19 protein-coding genes and 1 rRNA gene are annotated in these 21958 nt (G+C 66.4%); 5 read left to right on the forward strand and 15 right to left on the reverse strand.

Features of this window, described 5'->3' with window-relative positions; translation table 11 throughout:
- Positions 1-58 precede the first annotated feature (58 nt).
- A complete protein-coding gene (locus BKK80_RS10955; RefSeq protein ID WP_071036944.1) occupies positions 59-682 on the reverse strand; it encodes a TetR/AcrR family transcriptional regulator in 624 nt (207 codons plus the stop codon).
- A 144-nt stretch (positions 683-826) separates the two neighbouring features.
- Between BKK80_RS10955 and BKK80_RS10960 the strand changes: the two genes are divergently transcribed.
- Together BKK80_RS10960 and BKK80_RS10965 are read left to right on the forward strand one after the other, a co-directional pair.
- Positions 827-2122: an NAD(P)/FAD-dependent oxidoreductase gene (locus BKK80_RS10960; RefSeq protein ID WP_071069411.1), complete on the forward strand. Its 1296-nt coding sequence runs from the start codon at positions 827-829 to the stop codon at positions 2120-2122.
- Complete coding sequence (locus BKK80_RS10965) at positions 2119-2961, forward strand: DUF1365 domain-containing protein (RefSeq protein ID WP_071012732.1); 843 nt, start codon at positions 2119-2121, stop codon at positions 2959-2961. Before BKK80_RS10960 ends, BKK80_RS10965 begins: the two co-directional genes overlap by 4 nt.
- Positions 2962-3073: 112 nt before the next feature.
- Here BKK80_RS10965 and BKK80_RS10970 read toward each other — a convergent pair whose 3' ends face one another.
- Together BKK80_RS10970 and BKK80_RS10975 are read right to left on the reverse strand one after the other, a co-directional pair.
- Complete coding sequence (locus BKK80_RS10970) at positions 3074-3583, reverse strand: chalcone isomerase family protein (protein ID WP_156811590.1); 510 nt, start codon at positions 3581-3583, stop codon at positions 3074-3076.
- Positions 3584-3638: 55 nt separating this feature from the next.
- A complete protein-coding gene (locus tag BKK80_RS10975) occupies positions 3639-4202 on the reverse strand; it encodes a lipocalin family protein (RefSeq protein ID WP_205683693.1) in 564 nt (187 codons plus the stop codon).
- Positions 4203-4256: 54 nt separating this feature from the next.
- Here BKK80_RS10975 and BKK80_RS10980 point away from each other — a divergent pair, with 54 nt between their 5' ends.
- Positions 4257-4817, forward strand: a complete 561-nt coding sequence (locus BKK80_RS10980; protein ID WP_071023256.1) for a DUF2878 domain-containing protein — start codon at positions 4257-4259, stop codon at positions 4815-4817.
- Here BKK80_RS10980 and BKK80_RS10985 read toward each other — a convergent pair.
- Genes BKK80_RS10985 through BKK80_RS10995 form a run of 3 tightly spaced genes read right to left on the reverse strand, consistent with a single transcriptional unit; the run spans position 4807 to position 7903 of the window.
- Positions 4807-5904, reverse strand: a complete 1098-nt coding sequence (locus tag BKK80_RS10985) for an SAM-dependent methyltransferase (protein WP_071012736.1) — start codon at positions 5902-5904, stop codon at positions 4807-4809. The genes BKK80_RS10980 and BKK80_RS10985 overlap by 11 nt on opposite strands.
- Positions 5901-6698, reverse strand: coding sequence for a DUF1295 domain-containing protein (locus BKK80_RS10990; RefSeq protein WP_071012738.1), 798 nt, complete (start codon positions 6696-6698; stop codon positions 5901-5903). The genes BKK80_RS10985 and BKK80_RS10990 overlap by 4 nt, the downstream gene beginning before the upstream one ends.
- A gap of 2 nt (positions 6699-6700) precedes the next feature.
- Positions 6701-7903, reverse strand: a complete 1203-nt coding sequence (locus tag BKK80_RS10995; RefSeq protein WP_071036941.1) for an SAM-dependent methyltransferase — start codon at positions 7901-7903, stop codon at positions 6701-6703.
- 509 nt (positions 7904-8412) lie between these two features.
- Here BKK80_RS10995 and BKK80_RS11005 point away from each other — a divergent pair.
- Positions 8413-9378, forward strand: a complete 966-nt coding sequence (locus tag BKK80_RS11005; protein ID WP_084545552.1) for a TIGR01777 family oxidoreductase — start codon at positions 8413-8415, stop codon at positions 9376-9378.
- Between the two features lie 141 nt (positions 9379-9519).
- On the opposite strand, the gene BKK80_RS11010 is transcribed toward BKK80_RS11005, so the two are convergent.
- From BKK80_RS11010 to BKK80_RS11020, 3 genes are all read right to left on the reverse strand, one after another.
- The gene (locus BKK80_RS11010; RefSeq protein ID WP_071069415.1) at positions 9520-12657 is read right to left on the reverse strand and encodes an efflux RND transporter permease subunit; all 3138 of its coding nucleotides are present in this window, start codon (positions 12655-12657) and stop codon (positions 9520-9522) included.
- Complete coding sequence (locus BKK80_RS11015; RefSeq protein WP_071012745.1) at positions 12654-13793, reverse strand: efflux RND transporter periplasmic adaptor subunit; 1140 nt, start codon at positions 13791-13793, stop codon at positions 12654-12656. The genes BKK80_RS11010 and BKK80_RS11015 overlap by 4 nt, the downstream gene beginning before the upstream one ends.
- A gap of 85 nt (positions 13794-13878) precedes the next feature.
- Positions 13879-14493 carry a TetR/AcrR family transcriptional regulator gene (locus tag BKK80_RS11020; protein WP_071012747.1) on the reverse strand — a complete coding sequence of 205 codons (615 nt, stop codon included), beginning with the start codon at positions 14491-14493 and terminating at the stop codon, positions 13879-13881.
- Between the two features lie 88 nt (positions 14494-14581).
- Here BKK80_RS11020 and BKK80_RS11025 point away from each other — a divergent pair, with 88 nt between their 5' ends.
- A complete protein-coding gene (locus BKK80_RS11025; protein ID WP_071016340.1) occupies positions 14582-16042 on the forward strand; it encodes an efflux transporter outer membrane subunit in 1461 nt (486 codons plus the stop codon).
- Between the two features lie 286 nt (positions 16043-16328).
- On the opposite strand, the gene BKK80_RS11030 is transcribed toward BKK80_RS11025, so the two are convergent.
- The 6 genes from BKK80_RS11030 to rrf all read right to left on the reverse strand — a co-directional run bounded on the left by BKK80_RS11030 (position 16329) and on the right by rrf (position 21940).
- Positions 16329-16703: an EF-hand domain-containing protein gene (locus BKK80_RS11030; protein WP_071012749.1), complete on the reverse strand. Its 375-nt coding sequence runs from the start codon at positions 16701-16703 to the stop codon at positions 16329-16331.
- A gap of 283 nt (positions 16704-16986) precedes the next feature.
- On the reverse strand, positions 16987-18357 hold the full coding sequence (locus BKK80_RS11035; RefSeq protein ID WP_071069417.1) for a M20/M25/M40 family metallo-hydrolase: 1371 nt from the start codon (positions 18355-18357) through the stop codon (positions 16987-16989).
- Positions 18358-18544: 187 nt separating this feature from the next.
- Complete coding sequence (gene shc, locus BKK80_RS11040; protein ID WP_084545553.1) at positions 18545-20554, reverse strand: squalene--hopene cyclase; 2010 nt, start codon at positions 20552-20554, stop codon at positions 18545-18547.
- On the reverse strand, positions 20551-21126 hold the full coding sequence (locus BKK80_RS11045; RefSeq protein ID WP_071012753.1) for a TetR/AcrR family transcriptional regulator: 576 nt from the start codon (positions 21124-21126) through the stop codon (positions 20551-20553). Before BKK80_RS11045 ends, shc begins: the two co-directional genes overlap by 4 nt.
- Positions 21127-21220: 94 nt before the next feature.
- The gene (locus BKK80_RS11050; RefSeq protein WP_071069419.1) at positions 21221-21643 is read right to left on the reverse strand and encodes a PaaI family thioesterase; all 423 of its coding nucleotides are present in this window, start codon (positions 21641-21643) and stop codon (positions 21221-21223) included.
- 183 nt (positions 21644-21826) lie between these two features.
- Positions 21827-21940: ribosomal RNA gene (rrf, locus tag BKK80_RS11055) — 5S ribosomal RNA — on the reverse strand.
- Positions 21941-21958: the final 18 nt, after the last annotated feature.

The raw sequence follows: 21958 nt of genomic DNA on the forward strand, positions 1-21958 counted from the left end.
GGTGCGCGAATGCGCAGCGAAGACGAAGGTTGAATCGTAAAGCGCCGATTCACTTGTGCTACCGGTGCCCGGAAGCAGTGCAAAGGCCATCAAAGCATACCTTGAGCATCGATTCGACAATGGCGTCCGTATCCATCTTGCTGTAGAGCTGCAGGTACTCCACAGCCGGATCGCAGCTGCGCGCGTAGTAGCTGAACAGGATGACATCGGTGGGCAGGTCGGCATTGAACTCGCCGTTGCGGCGTGCCTCGTCCACCAGTCCCTCCAACTGCTTGTTGAGCTTGAGCACGCGCGTCACATAGCGCAGGTTGCGCGTCAGCATGGCGCGCACATGCGGGCTGGTCGATGGCAGGAAGGGCAGCCCGCCACCCAGGCGCACGCGCAGCGCCCACTCCAGAAGCGCACGCAGACGGCCAGCCGGTGTCAGGCCGGCCGGCTGCGCCTCGAGTTGCTCCAAGGCGCCGTCCACCAGCCTCACCATCACCTCGCCCACCAGATCCTCTTTGGACTTGAAGTGCTTGTAGAGGCTGGGCTTGGAGATGCCGACCTCGGCCGCCACGTCGTCCATCGTCATCAGGTCGAAGCCCTTGGCCGCCAAGGTGCGCGTGGCGGCATCGAGAATGGCGTCCTCGCGGAGCTTGAAAGCTTGATCCTTGAAGCTGAGCCTGCCAAAAATACTCATTAGTAAATCTCGCTACTATGTAGTAATCTTTCTTCCAAAGCGGTAGTTTTATCTTAGCACTCAATCCGGCGAGACCATGAGAAGAACTGTAAAAGTTACGCCCAAGCTTCGTGGCATACCAGGAACGAGCGCCTGGGGCTACCGATGAGTGGCGCACCTGGCACGTATCCGCGCGGGCGGCGTATCGCGGTGGTGGGTGCCGGCATCGCCGGCCTCGCCAGCGCCTACCTGCTGGCGCGCCGCCATGCCGTCACACTGTTCGAGGCAGGCGACTACCTGGGTGGCCATGCCAACACCGCCGATATCACACTGGACGGCCGCACGCATCCCGTCGATACCGGCTTCCTGGTCTTCAACGAGCGCACCTATCCCAACCTGCTCGCACTGTTCGCCGAACTGGGCGTGCAGACGCACCCGAGCGACATGTCCTTCTCCGTATCGCTCGACCAGGGCCGCCTGGAGTGGGCAGGCAGCAACCTGAATACCGTATTCGCCCAGCGCAGCAATGCCTTCTCGCCCAGATTCCTCGGCATGCTGCGCGATATCCTGCGCTTCAACCGTGCTGCCGAGCAGCACTTGAAGGTGAGTCTGCGCGACGGCTGCTCGGTCGAGCAACTGCTGGTGGCCGGCAACTACGGACAGCCCTTCCGGCAGCACTACCTGCTGCCGATGGCGGCAGCTATCTGGTCGAGCGCGCCGGCGGACATCCTGCGCTTTCCCGCCGCCACCTTCCTGCGTTTCTGCCTCAACCATGCCCTGCTGCAGGTCAACGGCCGGCCGCAATGGCAGACCGTGGCCGGCGGCTCCCGCGAGTACGTGCGCCGCATTGCCGCCACACTGGACGATGTGCGCCTGCGCACGCCGGTGCGGACCGTGCGACGTGACGCCGACGGTGTCGACCTCTGCACGGATGCCGGCATGGAGCGCTTCGATGCCGTGGTGCTGGCCACGCACGCCCCGATCAGCGCCGCGCTGCTGCAGGACGCCGACGGCGCCGAGCGCGAAGTGCTTGACGCCGTGCGCTACCAGCGCAACATCGCCGTGTTGCATACCGATGCCGCGCTGCTGCCGCGCCGGCGCCGCGCCTGGTCCGCGTGGAACTACGTCGGCGGCCGGGACGACGCCGGGCAGCGGCCGGTCTGCGTCAGCTACCTGCTCAACCAGCTCCAGCGCCTGCCCTTCCGCCAGCCGGTGGTGGTGACCTTGAACCCGATCGTGGCGCCGGCGCCCGGCAGCGAGTTGCGCCGCTTCGTCTATGAGCATCCACTCTTAGACCTGACCGCGGTGGCAGCGCAGGCCCGCCTGCCAGCGCTGCAGGGACGGCGGCGTACCTGGTTCGCGGGCGCCTGGACCGGCTACGGCTTCCACGAGGATGGCCTGCGCTCGGCGCTGCGCGTGGCGACCGACTTCGACGTCCTGCCGGCCTGGGGCAAGCCATGAGCCACATGCCGGGCGCGGGCGGCAGCGATGCGCAACTCTTGCGCGCCGACGTGATGCACGAGCGCCTGCGCCCAGTGCGCCATCGCTTTGTCTACCCGGTGTTCTGCCTGCGCCTGAACCTCGATGCCCTGCCGCACCTGCGGCGCTGGTGGTTCGGCGTCGACCGTCTTCGCCTGCTGAGCCTGCGGAGGCGCGACTACGGCCCGCGCGACGGCAGCGAACTGGCGCCCTGGATGCGCGCCCGCCTGCGCGAGGCCGGCCTGGCCGCCGACGGCGAGATCTGGCTGCAGACCTTCCCGCGCGTACTCGGGTATGCCTTCAATCCCGTCAGTTTCTGGCTATGCCACGACCGCTCCGGCGACCTGCGTGCCCTGCTGGCCGAGGTCAACAACACCTTCGGCGAGCACCACGCCTACCTGCTGGCGGCGCCCGACGGCGGCCCCATCGAGCCCGCCACCGTCCTCCATTGCCGCAAAGTGCTGCACGTATCGCCCTTCTGCCGCGTCGAGGGTGGCTACCAGTTCCGCGTGCGCACCACGCCCGATACCGCTTTCGTAGGCATCACTTACCACGACGCCGACGGCCCGCTGATCCGCACCGCCATCGGCGGCCGCCTGCTCCCCTTCACCGCTGGCCCGGTGTTGGGCGCGCTGTGTCGCCAACCATGGATGGCGCTCGCGGTGATCGTGCGCATCCACTGGCAGGCCTTGCGGCTGTGGCGGCGCAAGGTGCCGTTCTACGGCAGCCGCCCGCCGGAGGCGGCTGTAGCGACCGCCGGCGGCACGACGCAGGCGAACGCAGCATCTCATGCCGCCTCTCGTGAACCGCCTTCGACCTGAGCATCGTGGCTTGCGCAGTGGATTGAGCAGTGGATTGAAAATAGCGATCGCGAACGCCTCCACCTGCCCCCGCAACAGCCCTTACCAGGCAGACGCCACATGCGGAACTCCTTCATCGGCCGCCGAGCAAGCGCTCCCGCAAGCTGCCGGCCCGGGTCGCGGGAGACAGCCAGATATCGAAGAAAGCCCGCGCGAAGACGGGGTCATCAATTTCCGCGCTGGCGCTACCGTTGACGTAGAAGCGTACGCCCCGGCCAGGCAGATAGACGCCGCAGATGGCGTCGCCCGGCCGCGTGTCGATGAAAGCCGGCATCATGGCCGCACGCCAGCGTTCGAGGGTGACCTCCGGCGGCGGTGGATCGCTGAGGCGCCGGATCTCGTCGAGCGCGGTATCGATCATGCGCGCGCGAGGAATACTGCGTCGGTAGACGATGTCGAGCGCGAACGGCGCTTCATAGCTGAATCCGGGTCGAGCGGTCCACAGGCGAGCGTCGTACAGGCAGAATCCCAGAAGGCAGAGTTGCCCCTCACCGTGCAGGCGCAGCGGTGGCGGGCCGTCCTCGCAACGGCCCCAGGCCGACCCTAACCACAGCGCCGCCAGTCCGATGACAAGCCATCGCATCCCGCTTCCCCTTTGTCAGTGGCGTTGCGCGACCCGACGCGACGCCATTGCGCACTCACTCCTTGTCGCCCGGCGACTGGAAGCCCGGCTGGCCCAGCTGCGACGGGAATTGCGGAACGCGACGGAAGCGCGAGGTATCGTAGCCCATCTCGTCAAGCCGCCGCAGCAGCGCCTGATACGTACCGTCGTCCATGTCCGGCCGGCGCGCAAACACCCAGCCCAGGCTCTTGCCTGGATAGCCGAGCAGCGTGACCTGGTAGTCTGGATCCACGTAGAGGGTGAGCTGCTGCACGGTCACCGGCCAGAACAGCCGCACGCGCCATTCGCCACCGCCCGAGCCGGGCACTGGCGTATCGAGAAAGGTCATGCGTTTGGTCGGCGCATCGAAGCTGCCGGGCCGGTAGACATAGTGGTCATCGATACGGCCGTCATCGCGCAGCACCCACTCGGCATAGCTGGCGACATTGCCGCGCTCGCCGAAGTAAGGGATGTTGGCGATGACATACCACTTGCCCATATAGCGTGGCAGGTCGACCGGCACCGTCTTCAGCGGCAGTTCCGCACGCGGGTTCTGGTTGGGTGGGGATGCACCGCAGGCGGCGACGAGCGCCAGCGTCATCGCCACGGCGCCAAGTCGGATTGCCCGTCTCCAGCGGGCTGACCGGGAATCAGCATGCGTCACACCACCTCTCGCCGGCTTGCCTACGCCCTGCTCGGCCAGGCCGGCTGGTTCGCCGCGGTGCTCGGCGCCGCGCACGGTGCGGCGTGGCTGGGCCCGGCCTTCACGCTCACGGTTCTGGCACTCCACCTGTGGCAGGTGCCTCGGCCGGGCCGCGAGGCGTGCCTGCTCGCCGGCGTAGCGCTGGGCGGCGCATTCTGGGAAACGACTCTCGTCCGTCTGGGGCTCGTCCAATACGCACACGTCATCACGCTGCCGGGCGGCGCGCCGCTCTGGCTGGTCGGCTTGTGGATATTGCTCGCGTTGCAATTGAATGTCCTCTTTTCCTGGCTGCGTGGCCGGCCATGGCTGGCGGCCCTGCTCGGCGCCGTGGCCGGGCCGCTGTCGTTCCGTGCCGGCGTCGCGCTGGGCGCCGCCACGTTTCCCGATCCCGTGCACGCGCTGGCGGTGCTGGCCGCTGGCTGGGCCCTGGCCCTGCCGCTGCTGGTCCATGCGGCTGCCCGCTGCGACGGCACCGGCACACCGGAAGATCAGTGCACCCGCCTCAGCGCTTGACGAAGCGATAGTGGACCACCCCCCACTCGTTGCCGCCGCCATAGCCGAACAACTCGGCCACGGCCATGTAGAACATGCGCCAGCGCTGAAACCAGAGCGGTGCCCCGGCCTCGCCGTAGGCCTGCGCCAGGATTGGCATCAGTTGGCCGCGCGCCGCGTCAAGGCCGGCCAGCCAGTGCCCGGCGGTGCGTGCGTAATGCTCGCCGCTCAGCCACCATTGGCGCTCCACACGCAGGTCGTCCTGAAAATGCAGCAGGAGCGCTTCCGACGGCATGGTACCGCCGGTGAAGAAATGGCGGCTCATCCAGTCCGTCGCGTCGCGTACCTCGAAGTGATAAGCCAGCGTGCGGTGGGCGAACATGTGCACGAACAACATCGCATCCGCCTTCATCCAGCGCGCCACCTTGGCCAGCAGGCTGCCGTAGCTCTTCATGTGCTCGAACATTTCGATCGAGACCACCCGGTCGAAACGCCCGCCCGACGGCATGTCAGGGAAATCAAATTCCACGATGTCGCCGGTATGCACGGTCAGGTTGCCCAAGCCCAGTTCGGCCGCGCGCGCTTCGATCCATTGCCGCTGGCCGTGCGAGTTCGACAGCGCGACAATGGTCGCACGCGGATAGCGCTTGGCCATCCACAGCGACAGCGAACCCCAGCCGCAGCCCAGGTCAAGGATGGTCTGTCGATCTGCCAGCTTGGCGCGCTCCGCATAGCATTGGAACATCGCCTCCTCTGCGACCTGCAAGGACTCGGCTCCAGACGGGTAGAGACAGCAGGAATACTTCAGGTTTGGCCCCAGATGCGCGGCAAAGAAGGCCGGCGGCAACTCGTAGTGCTGCTGGTTGGCCATCTCGGTGGCAATCGCGATCGGACCCTGGCGCAGCTCGTCGAGCAGTCGACGCGTACGATCCGAGCGGAATTCGCCGTCGTCCTGCCCCTCTTCGATCAAGCGCTGCCGCATCAGTTGGCGCATTCCAAAACGGATCAGCCAATCCGGTAACCAGCCCCGCTCGGAGGCCTTGACCAGCCAGTGCTCTCCAGGTTCCGGTGCGACACGGGGGGACAAGGTCGGGGTCAGGATGCTCATGCTTTCCTCTCTTGCGTTGGGTGGCGCGGTGGCCAGGGAACCAGGGCGCTGGTGGTGCGCATGTAGTCGGCATAGCCCGAGCGGGTTGCCAGCAGGTGTGCTTCCAGCAGCGGAATGCCGGACACGTACCAGAGCAGCGCGCCCATCAGCACAGGGGCCAGCGCTGTCAGCCACCCCCACGGCGTGCCCAGCGCGAGCGGCACATAGGCCACCCAGTGCAGGCATTCGAAGAAGTAATTAGGGTGGCGCGACCATTGCCAGAGGCCGACGCGGCAGACTTCTCCACGGTTCTCCGGCTGCGACGCGAAGCGCCGCAACTGGCTATCGGCCACGCTCTCCCCGATGACGGCAATCAGCCATAAAACGATAAACGCCAGCACGGTCGCTGCCCCGGGCGAATGGTCGCGCAAGCACGGAAAAAGGAACGCAACAGATAAGGCCAGGGAGATGATGCCTTGAAGAAGAAACAGCCCCAGCAACTTCGGCTGAACGCTGTCTCCCCAGTCCTCGCGCAGCTTGCGGTAGCGCGCGTCCTCCGGTTTGCCGGCATTGCGCCGCCACAAGTGCAAGCCGAGCCTTAAGCCCCACAAACCACCACCAATGGCAACCAGCAACCGGGATAGCGGCGCGCCGCCGGCCAACGCCGCATACAGCGGCGCGAGCGCCCCCAGCGACAGGGCCCAGAGCGGATCGACCATGCCGGCATTGCCGGTGCGCAATTGCCACAGCCAAGCCCCGAGGAACACCAAGGCAAGCCCTTCGGCTGCCAGCATTAGCAAGTCTGCCGGCGCCATGGTCAGCTGCGCTCCAGCAGGAATTGCGACACCCCGATGCGACCCTCGTCGAAGCCGGCTTCGCAGTAGCACAGGTAGAGACGCCAGATACGCAGGAAGGCCTCGTCGAAGCCCTGCGCCAGCACCTGTTCCTGCGCAGCCTCGAACCTGGCGCGCCAGCGGCGCAGCGTCTCGGCGTAGTCGCGCCCGAAATCGTGGCGCTCGACGACGCGCAGTCCATGCCGCTGCGCGGCGGTGGCGAATCGTTCGCGGCTCGGCAGCATTCCGCCCGGGAAGATGAACTGCTGGATGAAGTCAGAACCGGCGCGGTAGCGCTCGAACTGCGCCTCATCGATGGTGATCGACTGCACCATTGCGCGCCCGCCGAGGCGCAGGCAGCGCTGCAGCGTGCCGAAATAGGCCGGCCAATAGGCCTCGCCGACTGCTTCGAACATTTCGATCGAGACGATGGCATCGTACTCGCCCGACACCTCGCGATAGTCGCGCAGCGCCACCTCGGCCCCGGCCCATGCCGCCAGGCGCTCGCGCGCGAAGTCGTGCTGCTGCCCGGAGAGCGTGATGCCGAGCACCGAGGCACCTTCATTGGCGGCCAATTCCATGAAGCCCCCCCAGCCGCAACCGATCTCCAGCACATGCATGCCGGCGCGCCCGCCCACCCGTTCCCAGATGCGGCGGTACTTGGCTTGCTGGGCGAGATCGAGGGACAGGCTGAAGTCACCGTCGAACAGCGCGCTGGAATAGGTCATCCCCGCGTCCAGCCAGAGCCGGTAAAAAGCGTTGCCGAGATCGTAGTGGGCCTGGATATTGCGCCGGCTGCCGGCCCGGCTGTTGCGTCGCAGCAGGTGACGCAGGCGCAGCCACAGTCGCGCCAGCCCGCTGCCGAAGATGGCCGGATCCAGGGCGGCACGGTTGACCAGGGCCAGCCGCAGCAAGCTGGTCAGGTCGTGGCAGTCGACCCAACGCTCCCGCAGCGCCTCGGCGAACCCCACATCGCCACTGGCGAGAATACGCGCGCAGGCACGCCAGTCGTGGATATGCAGTTCGGCACTTGGCAAGGCCCCAGGCTCACCGAGACGAATACTCTCGCCATGAGGGGTCACCAGCACAAGGCTGCCAGCGACGATGCGTCGCAGTAGGTTCAGCAGCAACCGTCCAGCCGAGGGCACTTGACGGAGATCCAAGGGAAGCGGGGTGGCCAGTGTCATAGCTACAGGAAGGTGACGATTTCGGTTACTCGCTTGCGACTCGCATGGATTTCTGTGCACTTCTGCCATCGTGACCGACCTGCAAAGCGCGTGGTCGTGGCACTTGAGGCCCAATGACCGGTTGCCTGAATACTATCTCGGAAGTAAAGTTACTACACAGTAGCAATATTTACCAGATAGTTTTCACCCACCCAAAGCAGATCGTCCGAGGAGAAGCACGATGCGCTGGTCCACGCTTTGATGGTCGGAGCGCTTGCAGCACCATTGCGCGCCTTGGCACCAGTGCTCGATGACGTGGACGCCTTCATGCGCCGGACCTCGCAAGAACGACGCTCGTCGTGGCGCATGAGCGCCGGCGTGCGCCCGATGCTTCAGCTGGGTCGGCCGGGCCATGAGACCGACCACGTCCGCACGGAGGGGCCGCGCCGGTTCGCCCCCGCGTCTGACGCGGACGCTTATCGCGTGTTGTGCAAGCCGACCCTCCTGGGTAACCACGACTTGATCAGACTATGACCGCTTATTCGATTGCCCCAGGTGCGCGGGCCGCATGCGATGCGGGAACCGCTGCGCAGCGCTTCCTCGTCACCGGCGGCAGCGGCTTTATCGGGCGCGCACTGGTATCCCGCCTGCTGATGGGAGGCCACGCCGTCACCGTGTTGTCGCGTCAACCCGCCGGCGCGGCGCGGCGATTGCCTGCGGGCGCGCGTCTTACGGCCAGCCTGCAGGCGCTGCCGGCGGACGCTGTCTTCGACGTGGTGATCAACCTGGCCGGAGCCCCCATCCTGGGCCCGCGCTGGACGGCGGGCCGCAAGCGCGTGCTGGAAGACAGCCGCATCGGCCTGACACAGCAACTGGTGGCCTGGCTGGCGACACGACAGCAGCGCCCTCGGCTGATGGTGAGTGCTTCCGCAATCGGCTACTATGGCGCCGCCGCGCCGGGTCGTCTCGACGAGACCAGCGCGCCGGGCAGCGACTACGCTGCCCGGCTGTGCCAGCAGTGGGAAGTGGCAGCGCGTGCGGCCTGCGCGCTGGGCGTCGACACGGTCTGCATGAGACTTGGCATTGTTCTGGGCCACGGCGGCGCATTGCCGGCCTTGCGTCGGGCCTTGCAGGTGGGACTGGGGGCGGTGATCGGGAACGGGACGCAGATGCAGAGTTGGGTGCACATCGCCGATGTGCTCGGTGCGCTCGAGTGGATCGCGTGCCGCCATGGTGGCCGGGGCGGCGAGGCGTCGGTCTATAACCTGACCGCACCCAGCGCCTGCAGCCAGGCCGAGTTCGTGCGGACGGCAGCATGCGTGCTGCGACGGCCGGTCCTCCTACGCTTGCCCGCCGCGTTGTTCCACCTGGCGCTTGGCGAACAGTCGGCCTTGTTGCTAGGCAGCACGGAGGTCATCCCGACACTGCTGTTGCAGAACGGCTACCAGTTCCGATTTTGCGAATTGCGAAACGCGCTTACATCGCTTTGGCAATAGAAAAGCAATAGAAAAGCAATAGAAAGACACCCCCCTTCGCCTTGCCCTGCCTCGACGTCTCATTCGAGCAAAACAATGACCAGTTGTGCAGGCTGCAATATCGCTCAGCAAGGCCATGTGACGAAAACATGGCCTCGCAACTCAAGATGACTCAGCTGCCGGTTGTCTCGCGAGCCCTGCCGCCTGTTGCCGCTCGTGCCGAGCATCGGCTGTGCTCGTGGGCCGGATCCTGAACCAGATGGCGTACATCGCCGGCAGGAATCCCAGGGTCAGGATCGTTCCGGCAAACGTCCCGCCGATGAGCGTGTAAGCCAGCGCCCCCCAGAACACCGAATGCGTCAGCGGAATGAAGGCCAGGATGGCGGCCAACGCCGTCAGTATCACCGGCCGCGCACGCTGAACTGTGGCTTCCACCACTGCCCTGAACGGGTCCAACCCTTCGTCTTTGTTGTGCTGGATCTGCCCGATCAGGATCAACGTGTTGCGCATCAAGATGCCCGACAACGCAATCAAACCCACCAGGGCGTTAATGCCGAACGGTTGCCCGAACAGAATGAGCATTGGCACCACGCCAATCAAGCCGAGGGGGCTGGTCAGGAACACCATCACCATCGCCGGAATGGAACGCACCTGGAAGATTAGGATCAGCAACGTGACGGCCAGCATGATCGGGAAAAGCGGCAGCATGGCCTTTGTCGCCTTCCCCGATTCTTCGATAGAGCCCGCCTGTTCGATGCGGTAGCCGCTGGGCAGTTTCTCGATGATCGGCTGAAGCTGCTTGCTGATGGCCGCCGACACATCGGGCGGCTGCAGGTCCTCTGCAATGTCGCCGCGGACTGTGATCGTCGGCATGCGGTCGCGCCGGCGGACGATCGGCTCTTCCATGCGCACCTCGATCTTGCCCACCTGCGAGAGTGGAATGCGCTGCCCGTTGGCACCAGCCAGCGTCAGGTCGCCAATCCTGGCCGGATCCAGTCGGACGTCTCCGGCCGCGCGCGCGATCACCTGGACGGTGCGGATGTCCTCGCGCACCGCCGTCACCGGAATGCCGTTGAGCAGAAACTGCAATTGTTGTGCAACGGCGCTGGAGGTCAGCCCAACGGCCTGTAGGCGGTCCTGCTGCAAGGTGAAGTGCAGCGTGGGGACGCGCATCCCCCAGTCAGTGTTGACCGTGCGCATCATCGGGCTGGCGTCCATCACCTGCCGGACATCCGCCGCGATGCGGCGCAAGGTCTCTACGTCCGGGCCGGTCACGCGGTAAGCGACCGGGAACGGCGAATACGGGCCAAACACCAGTTGCGTGACACGCACGCGCGCCTCGGGGGTAAGACCATCGGCAACGGCCTGGCGCAGGCGCTGCTTCAATGCGTCGCGCTCTTCCTGGCTATTCGTGCGGATCACGATCTTGGCGAACGACGGATCGGGCAGTTCCGGCCCCATCGCGAGATAGAAACGGGGCGCACCCTGGCCAACATAAGCCGTCACGATCTTGGCTTCCTTCTGTTTGGCGAGCCAGGCTTCCAGCTTTGCGGCGGCCATGCTGGTCTGGTGGATCGACGTGCCGTACGGCATCTGCACCTCGACCAGGACTTCAGGTCGATCCGAAATCGGGAAAAACTGTTTCTTGACCACCGCCATGCCCGCGATGGCCAAGGCGAACAGGCCCACCACCGAACCCGCGACCAACCATTTGCGTGCAATCACGCGTCCGAGCAATCGACGGAAGCGGTTGTAGCGGGGCGTGTCGTAAATCGCATCATGGCCGCCTTCGACCTTCCTGAATTCGGGCAGCATCTTCACTCCCAGGTAAGGCGTGAACACCACCGCGACCACCCAGGATGCGATCAACGCAATGCCGACGATCCAGAACATGTTGCTGGTGTATTCACCGGCGGTGGATCGCGCAAAGCCATTGGGCATGAAGCCGACGGCGGTCACCAGCGAGCCCGATAGCATGGGCGCCGCAGTATGGCTCCACGCATAGGCCGAAGCGGCGACACGGCTGTAGCCCTCTTCCATCTTCACCACCATCATTTCAATGGCGATGATGGCGTCATCGACCAGCAGGCCCAGCGCCAGGATCAAGGATCCGAGCGTGATGCGGTCGAAGTTCCTGCCGGTGGCGGCCATCACCACGAAGACGACCGCCAGTGTCAGCGGCACAGCCGCAGCCACCACCAGGCCTGCACGCCAGCCCATGCTGACGAAACTCACCAGCATCACCACCAGTAGCGCGGCGAAGAACTTGAGCATGAACTCATCGACCGCAGCACTGATGTTGACCGCCTGGTCCGTCACCTTGGTCAGGCTCATGCCGAGCGGCATACCTGCGTTGATGGCGCCGACCTCCTTGTCAAGCGTCTTGCCCAGGTCCAACCCGTTCCAGCCTTCGCGCATGACGATGCCCAGCAGCAAGGCCGGTTGACCGCCATTGCGCACCATGAACGTGGCCGGATCTTCATAACCGCGCTTGACTGTGGCGATGTCCGACAGCTTCAACGTGCGGCCTTGCGATACAACCGGCGTATCGCGGATCTTCTGCAGTTCGTCGAACGCGCCATCCAGGCGAACGAATACCTGCGGCCCTTTCGTCTCGACCGAACCGGCTGCCGTGAGGGCATTCTGGTTGTTGAGCGCGGCAAACACCTCTTGCGGACTCACGCCCAGCGTCGCCAGCCGGTCATGCGAAAACTCGACGTAGATGCGCTCCGACTGCTCGCCGATGATGTTGACCTTCTTCACGCCGGGCACATGCAGCAAGCGCTGGCGCAGCGTCTCCGCGTCGCGGACAAGAGCGCGTTGCGGCTCACCCTGCGCCTTCAGCGCAAACAGCGCAAACGTCACGTCCGCATATTCGTCGTTGACCATCGGCCCGATCACGCCGGGCGGCAGGTTGGCCACCTCGTCGCTGACTTTCTTGCGCGCTTGATAGAACTCCTCCTGAACCTCCGATGGCGGCGTGCTGTCGAGCAGGGTCAGCGTGGTGAATGCCAGGCCCGGCCGTGTGTACGTTTCCGTACGGTCGTACCAGCGCAATTCTTGCATGCGCTTTTCAAGCTTCTCGGCCACCTGGTCCTGCATCTCCTGCGCGGTAGCGCCCGGCCACGCGGTGATGATCGTCATCACCTTGACCGTGAACGCCGGGTCCTCCGCGCGCCCCAGCTTGAAGAAGGAAATGAGCCCCGCCAGAGAGATCAGGCAGATAAGGAATAATGTGACGGCGCGCTCGCGCACCGCGAGCGCGGAGAGGTTGAAGCGGCTGAAGCGGCCTTGGTTCACGGACGCACCCCCGCGATGGCAGTGCCGGCGTCCTGGCCCGCCAGGCGGACTTGCTGGCCCTCACGCAGCAGCTGCGCACCAAGCGCGACGATCCGGTCCCCCTGCTTGACCTGGCCTGCCACCCGGGCACCTTCATCGCCCAGGCGGACGATGGTGACGGATCGCCACGTCACCTTGGCGGGATCCCCCTGGATCACCCACACGCCCGAACCCTTGCCTGCATCGAACAGCGCACCCAACGGCACCTGCAGATTGCCTTGGGCGGTGGTGAGTGCATCGGCAACCTGGATCGTCACCGTGGCGCCCAGCGGCGCATTGGCCAGTTCCCCGCTCAGCACATAGCGCGCTTCGAAGGTGCGGGTAAGCCGATCTGCAGCGTCCGACAACTGCCGCAGTTGCGCCGGCACGCTGGTGCCGTCTTTTCCGAATATTGCGGCTTGTGCGACAGAGCCGATCGCCGGCCGCAATGTTTCCGGCAACTGAATGACCGCCTCGCGACGGCCCGCGTGGGCCAGGCGCACAACAGTCTGCCCCGCGTTCACGACCTGGCCGGGCTCGGCCAGCGTTTCCACCACGACGCCGTCGCCATCCGCGACCAGCTCTGCATAGCGGCTGGCGTTACGCGCCACATCGGCCTGCGCTTGCGCCGCGCTCAACTGGGCTTTGGCCGCGTCCGCCGCGGCCTTTGCCTGGTCATAGGCGGAAGCGGAGATGGCGCCGGTTCCGCGCAAATCGCGGTAACGGGCCTCGTCCTCCGCCGTCTGTTGCGCACGCGCTCGTGCAGCGCTCACGGCTTCTTGCTGCGCATGCGCGGCGAGCTTCAGATCGACCGGATCGATACGCATGAGCGGCTGCCCGCGCTTAACGGTTTGTCCCGCATCGACAAGGCGTTCCAGCACCTTGCCAGAAACACGGAAGCCGAGGTCGCTCTGCACCCGGGCAGCGACGACGCCCGTGAATGAACGCGAGACGGATCCCGCTGCCTGGACGACCGTGGCACGCACCAGCGGTGCCTCGGTGCGCGGGTCCGCAGGGGCCTTTGCGCCGCAAGCGCTCAGTGCGAGCGGTAACGCAAGAACAACGGCAAGAACAACGGCAAGAACAGCGGTAGAGGTAACGAAGCGACGCGACAGCATGAAAGCCCCATCGACGAGATGATCGTGGCTTTCATTTTGGTTCTAGTGACTGTTTTAGTCAATGGTCACTTAGAAAGAAAACGCCTCAAGGGGAAAGACTTCGAAGCACGAGGCTGGAAAGCAGTCCGGGCGCACTTTCCGTGTAATCAAAGCTGTGCTGCAAGAGCAAAGGATTCATGTACGGGCGCATGACCAGGTAGATCGCCTTGGTCGCCTCGTCCAACGGTGTCTTGCGCTCGAAGTCTCCGCTCTCCCGGCCCTCCTGCAGCACATCGCGCAGCAACGTCTGGATGCGCTCTTCATAGGCGAGCACGGCCTGCCAGCGCTCGGTTGCTGCCGAGGCTGCGATCTCGTACAGCTTGCGGTCGTGGGAAAACAGCCGAAGGCTGGCCTCGGTCATGGCTTTGAACAGACGCCGCAGCCTCTCTGGCGGAGAGTCGGCCTCCGCCATGGCGGCCTTCACGTCGGCCTCGATCTCGCGCAGGCAGTTGGCGCAGATCATCTCGCCAATGGCCTGCTTGGACTCGAAGAACTTATAGATGTACGCCTTCGAAAAACCGATGGCCTTGGCCAGATCGGACACGGCGGTCTTCTCGTAGCCGTAGCGGCGGAAGTGCTCGGTGGCGGCCGCGACGATCTGGTCTCGCACGTCGTGGTCCGCCGGGCCGCGGGCGGAAACGGGGTAAGGGGTGGTCTTCATGGGCTCCAGCTTACGCGAGTCGCGATTATTGGACAACGAGTGACCAATTTGTACTATAGTCACAGAAATTTCGATGGAAGACGCCCTCATGTCGCCAAAGCTTTCCCTTGCCGCCCTCTGCGTTGCTAGCCTGGCATCCGGGTGCGCCGTCGGCCCGGACTATGTGAAACCCGATATGCCGCTTCCCGAGCGATTCCAGGGCCAGGCGGCGGTCGAGCAGCGGGTGGCCAACACCGCAGCCGACCTGCCCGCATGGTGGGCCGGCTTCAGTGACCCACTGCTCACGCGGTTCGTACAACTCGCACTGGAGCAGAACCTGGACCTTGCACAGGCCTTCGCCCGCGTCACGCAAGCCCGAGCGGGCCTTGGCGCTGCCAATGCCGCATTGCTGCCCTCCGGCAATGTCGCAGGCCAGGCCGCGCGCGCGCACCAGTCCGTTGAAACCCCTTTGGGGCGCGTCTTGAATGCTCGGCCGGGCTTCGACCGTTACGGCAATGCTTTTGAGGCCGATCTCAATGCAAGCTGGGAGTTGGATGTATTCGGCGGCCTGCGTCGTGGCCGCGAGGCGGCGCTTGCCGACTACCAGGCCTCACAGGCGGGTGCAGTTGCCACACGGCTGGCCGTGGCCGCACAGACCGCCGATATCTACATCACCATCCGCGGCTTACAGACGCGCTTGAAGGTGGCCCGCCACCAGGTGCAGACGCAAGAGGAGTTGCTCTCCACCATCAACCGGCTGTATGGCAAGGGACTCGCGGCCGAGCTTCAAGTCCGGCAGGCCGAAGGCGCGCTCGCTCAGGTTCGCGCTTCCATCCCACCGATCGAGGTCGGGCTCGATGCAGCGATGAACGCGCTGGATGTGATGCTCGGCTCGCTGCCGGGCACCCACCGGGAGGAGCTTGCACAAGGCGGCGACATCCCGGCTGCTCCTCGCATTGCGATCGGCGCATCGCCCGGCGAATTGCTGAGGCGACGCCCTGACCTCATCGTTGCCGAGCGACGCCTGGCGGCTTCCAACGCGCGCATCGGTGTCGCCATTGCGGAGTACTACCCGAAATTCTCGTTCAGTGGCCTGCTGGGCAGCGCCACATCGGTGGGCGCCGGCAGTCTGTTCGGCGGCGGGGCCAGTCAATTCGTCGGCGCCCTCGGCCTGCGCTGGCGCCTGTTCGACTTCGGCCGTATCGACGCACAAATCGCTCAGGCCAAAGGACAAGAAGCGGAAATGCTCGCCGCGTACCGGCTCGCCGTGCTACGCGCCACGGAAGACGTGGAGGACGCCTTCTCGGCTTTGGTCAAGCGCGAGGAGCAGGCGGTCACGCTCGCGCAAGGCGTGGATTCGTTCGGCCGCGCGCGAAACGCTTCGTTCGCCGCCTACCAGAAAGGCGTCGTCAGCTTGATCGAAGTCCTGCAAGCGGATGACAGCCTGTTGCGCGCGTCCGACGCGCAAGCTCAGGCCCAAACGGAATCGGCGCGGGCCGCCGTCGCGGCATTCAAGGCGCTAGGCGGTGGCTGGCAGCCCGATGAATCGACCGCTGTTGCAGGCAGATAGCGCTCCCACACGATTCATGCCGCGACAAATAAGAGCGAGCTGTTCAACGACTTCGCGCAGCGGTTGATGTTCGGTGGCGACGGGCCCCTCCACTGGACCTTGTAGAGGATGGCCTTATTCGCATCCAAGAGGTTGCATCGGATCACCTTGCGCTGCTCATGCCGCAGGTTCTCGGCGATATCACGCAAGCTCAAAGGCGATGCAGCCCCTCTGGCGGCATCAACGGGCGCCGCCGGCGCGGGAAGGCGCCGCGCTCCGCGCAGGCGCGCCCTCCCCGGCGACAGCCTCAGTTCAGGCTGCCAGGATCCTTCCGCTTGGCCTGCTCCTTGGTTTGCAGCGCCCACCACTGGCCGATCTGGCGCCGGGTGACGTAGCCACGCTTCTTGCGGTCGATCTGGTCGAAATGCTCGTAGACATCCGGCATGCCGGCCTGGGCCTCTTCCCGCGTCAGCTTGCCGTCGTGATTGGCATCGGCAGCCTTGAAACGTTCGGCGAACTTTGCCTTGGCTTCCTTTGCCGTCATCGGTTGCTGGGGCGGCGGTGGAGCGCCGGCACCAGGCGCGGGCGCCGCGGGTGCGGCCGGCTGTTGCGCGCCCGCATTGGCACAGGCCAATGCCGCGGCCAGTACCAGGCCGGCAATGGGCAGTTGTCGCAGGATCATGTCGATCTCCTCTTGGCTTTTCCGTGATGGCGCCATCCACCCTGATGCCAGCCCTGGCGGATTGGCGGGCAGCCGGCCGCACCAGGCCCGGCCGTGCGGAAGCGCCGGCGGCCCCAAGGGCTGCCTGGCACATCCGTGCGCCATTCTGCTACGGCGCCACCGCCCCCCGTATTGAATTTTCCTTTGTTGTCATTTGCACCGCTTCAACCGGCCAGGCGCAAGAGCAAGACAATGCAGCGATGCTGCAGCGGAGGGGCGTGCCCGCAGGCATCGCCCCAAACGTTCAGCGCGCCGCCCGACGGGCCAGCAGCGGTTCGCTCACCCCTTCCACGCCGACCAGGGACAACACGGTGGTCAGGGCGACCTGCGCGCCTTCCCAGGCCCGGGCCGGGTCGAACCACTCGTCGCGCGAATGCGCGCCACCGCTCTTGCCGCCGCTACCGAGGATGATGGCAGGGATGCCGAGCGACATCGGCACGTTGGCATCGGTGCTGCCGCCGCGCAGGGTCGGCTCGAACTTTCCGCTGCCCTGGATGGCACGCACCGCCGCCTGCACGATGACGGCGTCCGCGGGCGTGTGCCCGGCCGGGCGGTCGCCGATCAGGCGCGTCTGGACGGTGATCCGGTCCGAGGCCTTGCCGGGTTGCCAGCGCTGGTTCTCGTCGGCCACGCCGGCCGCGATGGCGGCCATGATCTGCTTCTCGGTCTCGAGCAGCGCGTTCATGCCGTTCGAGCGGATATCGATGCGCATCTGGGCGTCGCCGGCGATGGCGTTGACCGAGGTGCCGCCGCCGACCGTGCCGACCGTGAAGGTGGTCTTGGGATCCTCGGGCGGCCGCACGTCATCGATGCGGGCGATGGCGCGGCCCATCGCGTGGATGGCGCTGGGCAGGCCGAAGGCACCGAAGCTGTGCCCGCCCGGGCCGCGGAAGGTGACCTCGTAGCGGTGGCTGCCGGTGCCCAGCGTCAGCACGCGGCCGCCCTCGCCCGGCTCGAGACCGACCATGCCATCCAGGTCGCGGTAGTCGCGGAAGACCGCTTTCATGCCGCGCAGGTTGCCCAGCTCTTCTTCGCCGACGTTGCCGACGAAGACCAGGTCTCCCACCGTGCGGACATGGTTGTCGTTGAGCACCTTGAGCCAGGACAGCAGCACGGCCAGGCCGCGCGTGTCATCCGAGATGCCGGGCGCATAGAGCCTGCCGTCGCGCGGCTTGACGGTGACGTCCGTGCCGGCGGGAAAGACCGTGTCGAGATGGGCCGAGATCAGCAGCCTGGGGCCGTTGCCGACGCCCTTGCGCACCCCGATCACATTGCCTTCGGCGTCGATGCGGGCATCGGCCAGCCCGAGTGCCTTCAGGCGCGACAGGAAATACTCGGCACGCGCGTGCTCCTTGAACGGTGGCGCCGGGATCTCGGTCAGGGTGGTCAATTCGCGCAACGTGCGCGCGTCGTCCGCCTTGACGTCCGCCAGCACCTGCTTGAGCAGCGGCGCCGCGCTCAGGGTGGTGTAGGTCTTCTCCACGGCCGGCGAGACCGGCGCCAGCGGGATGTTCTGCGCCTGCGCCGCGGGCACGAGCACGGCAAGCATGGCGAGCGCGGCGAGGGCCGGCGCGCGGCGGGAAGTGGCTGGGGCGATGCGGGGGCAGGCAGGCATGGTGGGCGGCGGCTCCAGGGTGGGGAATGGCGACGACACGCCGGCGAACCCTGGTGGCGGGCCCTGCCGGTACCCGCCTATTCTGCCGCAGCCAGCCGCTTCGGCGCGGCGCCGGCGCCACACCGTTGCGCCGACGGTACAGGCCCTGACAAGTCCGTACCGCCCCCCTAAGTCGCCTCAGCGCGCCTCAGTGCGCCGCGCGCGGCAGCGCAGGCTTCACCAGTTGCCGGTAGCGCGTCAGCGCCCACAGCGGGAAGTAGGCGGTGTAGCCGTGGTACTTCAGGTAGTAGATGCGCGGGAAGCCCGGCGCGTTGTGCGAGGGGTGCCACCACAGCCCGCCCTTCTGCTGGCAGCCGAGCAGGTAATCGATGCCGCGCCGCGCGGCCGGCGCATGCGCCTCGCCCACGGCGAACAGGGCCAGCAGCGCCCAGGCCGTGCAATTAGGCGTGCTCTCGCCGCCGTTGGTCCCCGCCAGATGCGGGGCGAAGTAGGTGTCGTTGGTCTCGCCCCAGCCGCCGTCGGCGTTCTGCACGCGCAACAGCCAGTCCACGGCCTTGCGGATATAGGGCTGGCGCACGTCCTCGCCAACCAGGGCCAGGCCCGCCAGCACGCTCCAGGTGCCATACAGGTAGTTGGTGCCCCAGCGGCCCCACCAGGATCCGTCGGCGCGCTGGGTCCGGCGCAGGTAGTCGACGCAGCGCGCCACCGCGTCGGCATGGCGGGCGCGCTCCCCGCTCAGGCCGAGGGCCAGCAGCACGCGGCCGGACACGTCCTCGGTGGGCGGGTCCAGCAAGGCACCGTGGTCGGCGAAGGGAATGCGGTTCAGGTACTCCCGGTCGCAGTTGGCGTCGAAGGCGCCGAAGCCACCGTTGCGCGACTGCAGGCCGACCATCCACTCCACCGCGCGCTCGACCTGTTGCGCATAGCGCTCGGGCTGGCCCAGGCGCCGGCCGTGCACCGCCAGCATGGCGGCGACCACCGCGCTGTCGTCGATGTCCGGGTAGTACGGGTTGGCGTACTGGAAGGCCCAGCCGCCCGGCTGCACCGTGGCCGGGACGTGGTCGGCCCAGTCGCCGCGCAGGTCCTGCACCTGCCGTTGCGCCAGCCAGTCGTAGGCGCGCTGGATGGCATCGCGGGTACGCTCGCCGCCGCCGGCGTGCTGCAGGGCCATGATGCTCCACGCGGTATCCCATACCGGCGACAGGCAAGGCTGGCAATAGGCCATGCCGTCGGGGCGGTGCACCACCAGCTTGCGGATGGCCGCCAGGCAGGTGGCGCGCCGCGGGTCCGACTTCGGGATGCCGAGCAGCACCATCATCTCGTACCAGTACACCATGGGCGGGAAAATGCCGCCGAGGCCGTCCTCGCCGTTCATGCGCTCGACGCACCAGGCCTGCGCGCGCTCGATGGCGCGCCGCCGCAGCCCGGCGGGGATCATCGGCTCGATGCAGCGGGCCAGCCGGTCGACCACGAGGAAAGCCTTGCGCACCAGCCCCTGGGTCGAAAAATAGCGGCGCTCCTCCTCCGGCGGCGTGACGAACAGCTCGCGGATGCTGACACGGTGCGGATTGGCGGCCTTGGCCCGCATGGAGCACAGCACCGTCAGCGGCACCAGGGTCGAGCGCGCCCAGTAGGCCATCTTGTCGAGGTGCACGGGCATCCAGCGGGGGAACAGGATCAGCTCGACCGGCACGAAGGGAGTGGCGCGCCAGGGCACCTGCTCGAAGGTGGCCAGCAGGATGCGCGTGAAGACGTTGGCGCGCGCCGCCCCGCCGGCGGCGAGGATCGCCTCGCGCGCCTGCACCATGTGCGGCGCGTCGGCGGCATCGCCGGCCGCCTTCAAGGCGAAATAGGCCTTGACGCTGCACGAAATGTCGAGCGCGCCATCGTGGTACTGGTCCCAGCCGCCGTGGCGGTCACGGCGCTGGATGGCGCGCAGGTAGACCGCCATGCGTGCCTGCAGGTCGGTGTCGATTTCATCGGCGAAGTGCATCATCAGGATGTACTCGGCCGTGATGGTGGCATCGGATTCCAGTTCGAAACACCAGTGTCCGTCGTCTTGCTGATGGCCCAGCAGGGCTTCGCGCCCGGCGTCGATGGCCGCGTCCAGGCGGGCTTCGGCGCGCGCCTCGCCGCCATGGCCTGCGCTCGCCGGCCCGCGCACCGGCTCACGCGCCAGTTCCAGGGTCGCGCTCATTGCTGCCCTCCCCGCGTCATCCCGTCGAGCTGGCGCAGCACTTCGGCGCGCAGCGATGGCGGCATCGACTGGTTGCCGAGCAGGTCCGACAGCCACAGCCCGTCTGCCGCCAGCCGGCAGATCATCAGCTGCGCCGCCTGGGCGTCCGGCAAGGGATCGGGGCGCGTGATCTCGGCGATGCGCGGCAGCCAGCGCTCGCGGGTGTCGGCGTCGGTCAGCATCAGCGCCAGCAGCAGGTGCAGATAGCTGGCCGTGGCGGCCTGCGCCGCGTCATGCAGGGTGGCGTGGATATAGGCCCGAGCGGCTCGGCCGGCGGGCTCGGCATCGGCCTCGCTGGCGGTGGCCACATCCTGGCTGAAGGTGTCGACGGCCTCGTCGAAGAGCGCGTCCAACAGGGCCTGCTTGCTGGGGAAATGGTGCTGCAAGCCACCCTTGCTGACACCGGCGCGGGAGGCGACGGCATCCAGGGTGACGGCGCGCAGGCCGGCTTCCAGGGCCAGTTGCGCGGCCGACTGCAGCAACTGCGGGCGCAGCACGTCCGGCTGCTTCTTTCTGCGGTGGGCTTCGGTCATAGCGCGCGATCATACCATCCGGACGGATTGTTTCACCATTGCGGACGAAGCGATGACATGCGCCGGTGCGGCCGCACCGGAACACGCGCCAGGATCAAGCGGCCGTCACCGGATCCTTGCGGCGGAAGGAAGCCTGGGCGGTGGCGATCAGCGTGCCCTGCCCGTCCGTCAGTTCCGCATTGGAGAAGAAGACCCGCCGCCCGCCGCCCACGCGCCGTCCCACCACCTGCATGGGCTCGAGCCGGGCCGAGGCGACGTAGTTGACGTTCAGCGAGATCGTGGTCGCCGCGCGCCGCTGTCCGTTCTCCGGGAACAGGCCGGCATAGCCGGCGGCCGCATCGAGCAGCGTGGCCAGGATGCCGCCCTGCACCACGCCGGTATTGTTGAGATGGCTCGCCTGCGGGGTGAAGGACAGGCGGACGAGGTCAGGCTGCCAGTCGACAATCGCGACTGCCAGGGACTCGAGATAGGGATTCTCCAGGGCGTAGGGGATGCTGGGGGCGTGTGAATCGGACATGAGTCTGCACTGCGGAACGTAGGAAACGGGCCCGACCGGGCACCGGGAGCCCGTATCTTAGCCGCCCTCGCCCGTTCGAGGCGCGCCGTCGCGCACGGGGATGGGCGGCATGGAGCATTCCGGCCGCTGCAAAGACAAAACCCCTCGCAGCGTTTGCTGTCGAGGGGTTTTGCGGGAGGGAGAGCCTGGCGATGACCTACTTTCACACGGGTAGTCCGCACTATCATCGGCGCAAAGTCGTTTCACGGTCCTGTTCGGGATGGGAAGGGGTGGTTCCGACTCGCTATGGTCACCAGGCATAAGGGGTTGCTGCGC

This window comes from Cupriavidus malaysiensis (assembly GCF_001854325.1).
GTDB lineage: Bacteria > Pseudomonadota > Gammaproteobacteria > Burkholderiales > Burkholderiaceae > Cupriavidus > Cupriavidus malaysiensis.

Bases quoted from the DNA above. Each gene is read 5' to 3' on its own strand.
- BKK80_RS11045 (WP_071012753.1), bottom strand. From the start codon at position 21,126: ATGACCGAAGCCCACCGCAGAAAGAAGCAGCCGGACGTGCTGCGCCCG.
- BKK80_RS11020 (WP_071012747.1), bottom strand. From the start codon at position 14,493: ATGAAGACCACCCCTTACCCCGTTTCCGCCCGCGGCCCGGCGGACCAC.
- BKK80_RS10975 (WP_205683693.1), bottom strand. From the start codon at position 4,202: ATGACGCTGGCGCTCGTCGCCGCCTGCGGTGCATCCCCACCCAACCAG.
- shc (WP_084545553.1), bottom strand. From the start codon at position 20,554: ATGAGCGCGACCCTGGAACTGGCGCGTGAGCCGGTGCGCGGGCCGGCG.
- BKK80_RS10995 (WP_071036941.1), bottom strand. From the start codon at position 7,903: ATGACACTGGCCACCCCGCTTCCCTTGGATCTCCGTCAAGTGCCCTCG.
- BKK80_RS11050 (WP_071069419.1), bottom strand. From the start codon at position 21,643: ATGTCCGATTCACACGCCCCCAGCATCCCCTACGCCCTGGAGAATCCC.
- BKK80_RS10955 (WP_071036944.1), bottom strand. From the start codon at position 682: ATGAGTATTTTTGGCAGGCTCAGCTTCAAGGATCAAGCTTTCAAGCTC.
- BKK80_RS10965 (WP_071012732.1), top strand. From the start codon at position 2,119: ATGAGCCACATGCCGGGCGCGGGCGGCAGCGATGCGCAACTCTTGCGC.
- BKK80_RS11030 (WP_071012749.1), bottom strand. From the start codon at position 16,703: ATGATCCTGCGACAACTGCCCATTGCCGGCCTGGTACTGGCCGCGGCA.
- BKK80_RS11035 (WP_071069417.1), bottom strand. From the start codon at position 18,357: ATGCCTGCCTGCCCCCGCATCGCCCCAGCCACTTCCCGCCGCGCGCCG.
- BKK80_RS11025 (WP_071016340.1), top strand. From the start codon at position 14,582: ATGTCGCCAAAGCTTTCCCTTGCCGCCCTCTGCGTTGCTAGCCTGGCA.
- BKK80_RS10960 (WP_071069411.1), top strand. From the start codon at position 827: ATGAGTGGCGCACCTGGCACGTATCCGCGCGGGCGGCGTATCGCGGTG.
- BKK80_RS11015 (WP_071012745.1), bottom strand. From the start codon at position 13,793: ATGCTGTCGCGTCGCTTCGTTACCTCTACCGCTGTTCTTGCCGTTGTT.
- BKK80_RS10970 (WP_156811590.1), bottom strand. From the start codon at position 3,583: ATGCGATGGCTTGTCATCGGACTGGCGGCGCTGTGGTTAGGGTCGGCC.
- BKK80_RS11005 (WP_084545552.1), top strand. From the start codon at position 8,413: ATGACCGCTTATTCGATTGCCCCAGGTGCGCGGGCCGCATGCGATGCG.
- BKK80_RS10990 (WP_071012738.1), bottom strand. From the start codon at position 6,698: ATGGCGCCGGCAGACTTGCTAATGCTGGCAGCCGAAGGGCTTGCCTTG.
- BKK80_RS10985 (WP_071012736.1), bottom strand. From the start codon at position 5,904: ATGAGCATCCTGACCCCGACCTTGTCCCCCCGTGTCGCACCGGAACCT.
- BKK80_RS10980 (WP_071023256.1), top strand. From the start codon at position 4,257: ATGCGTCACACCACCTCTCGCCGGCTTGCCTACGCCCTGCTCGGCCAG.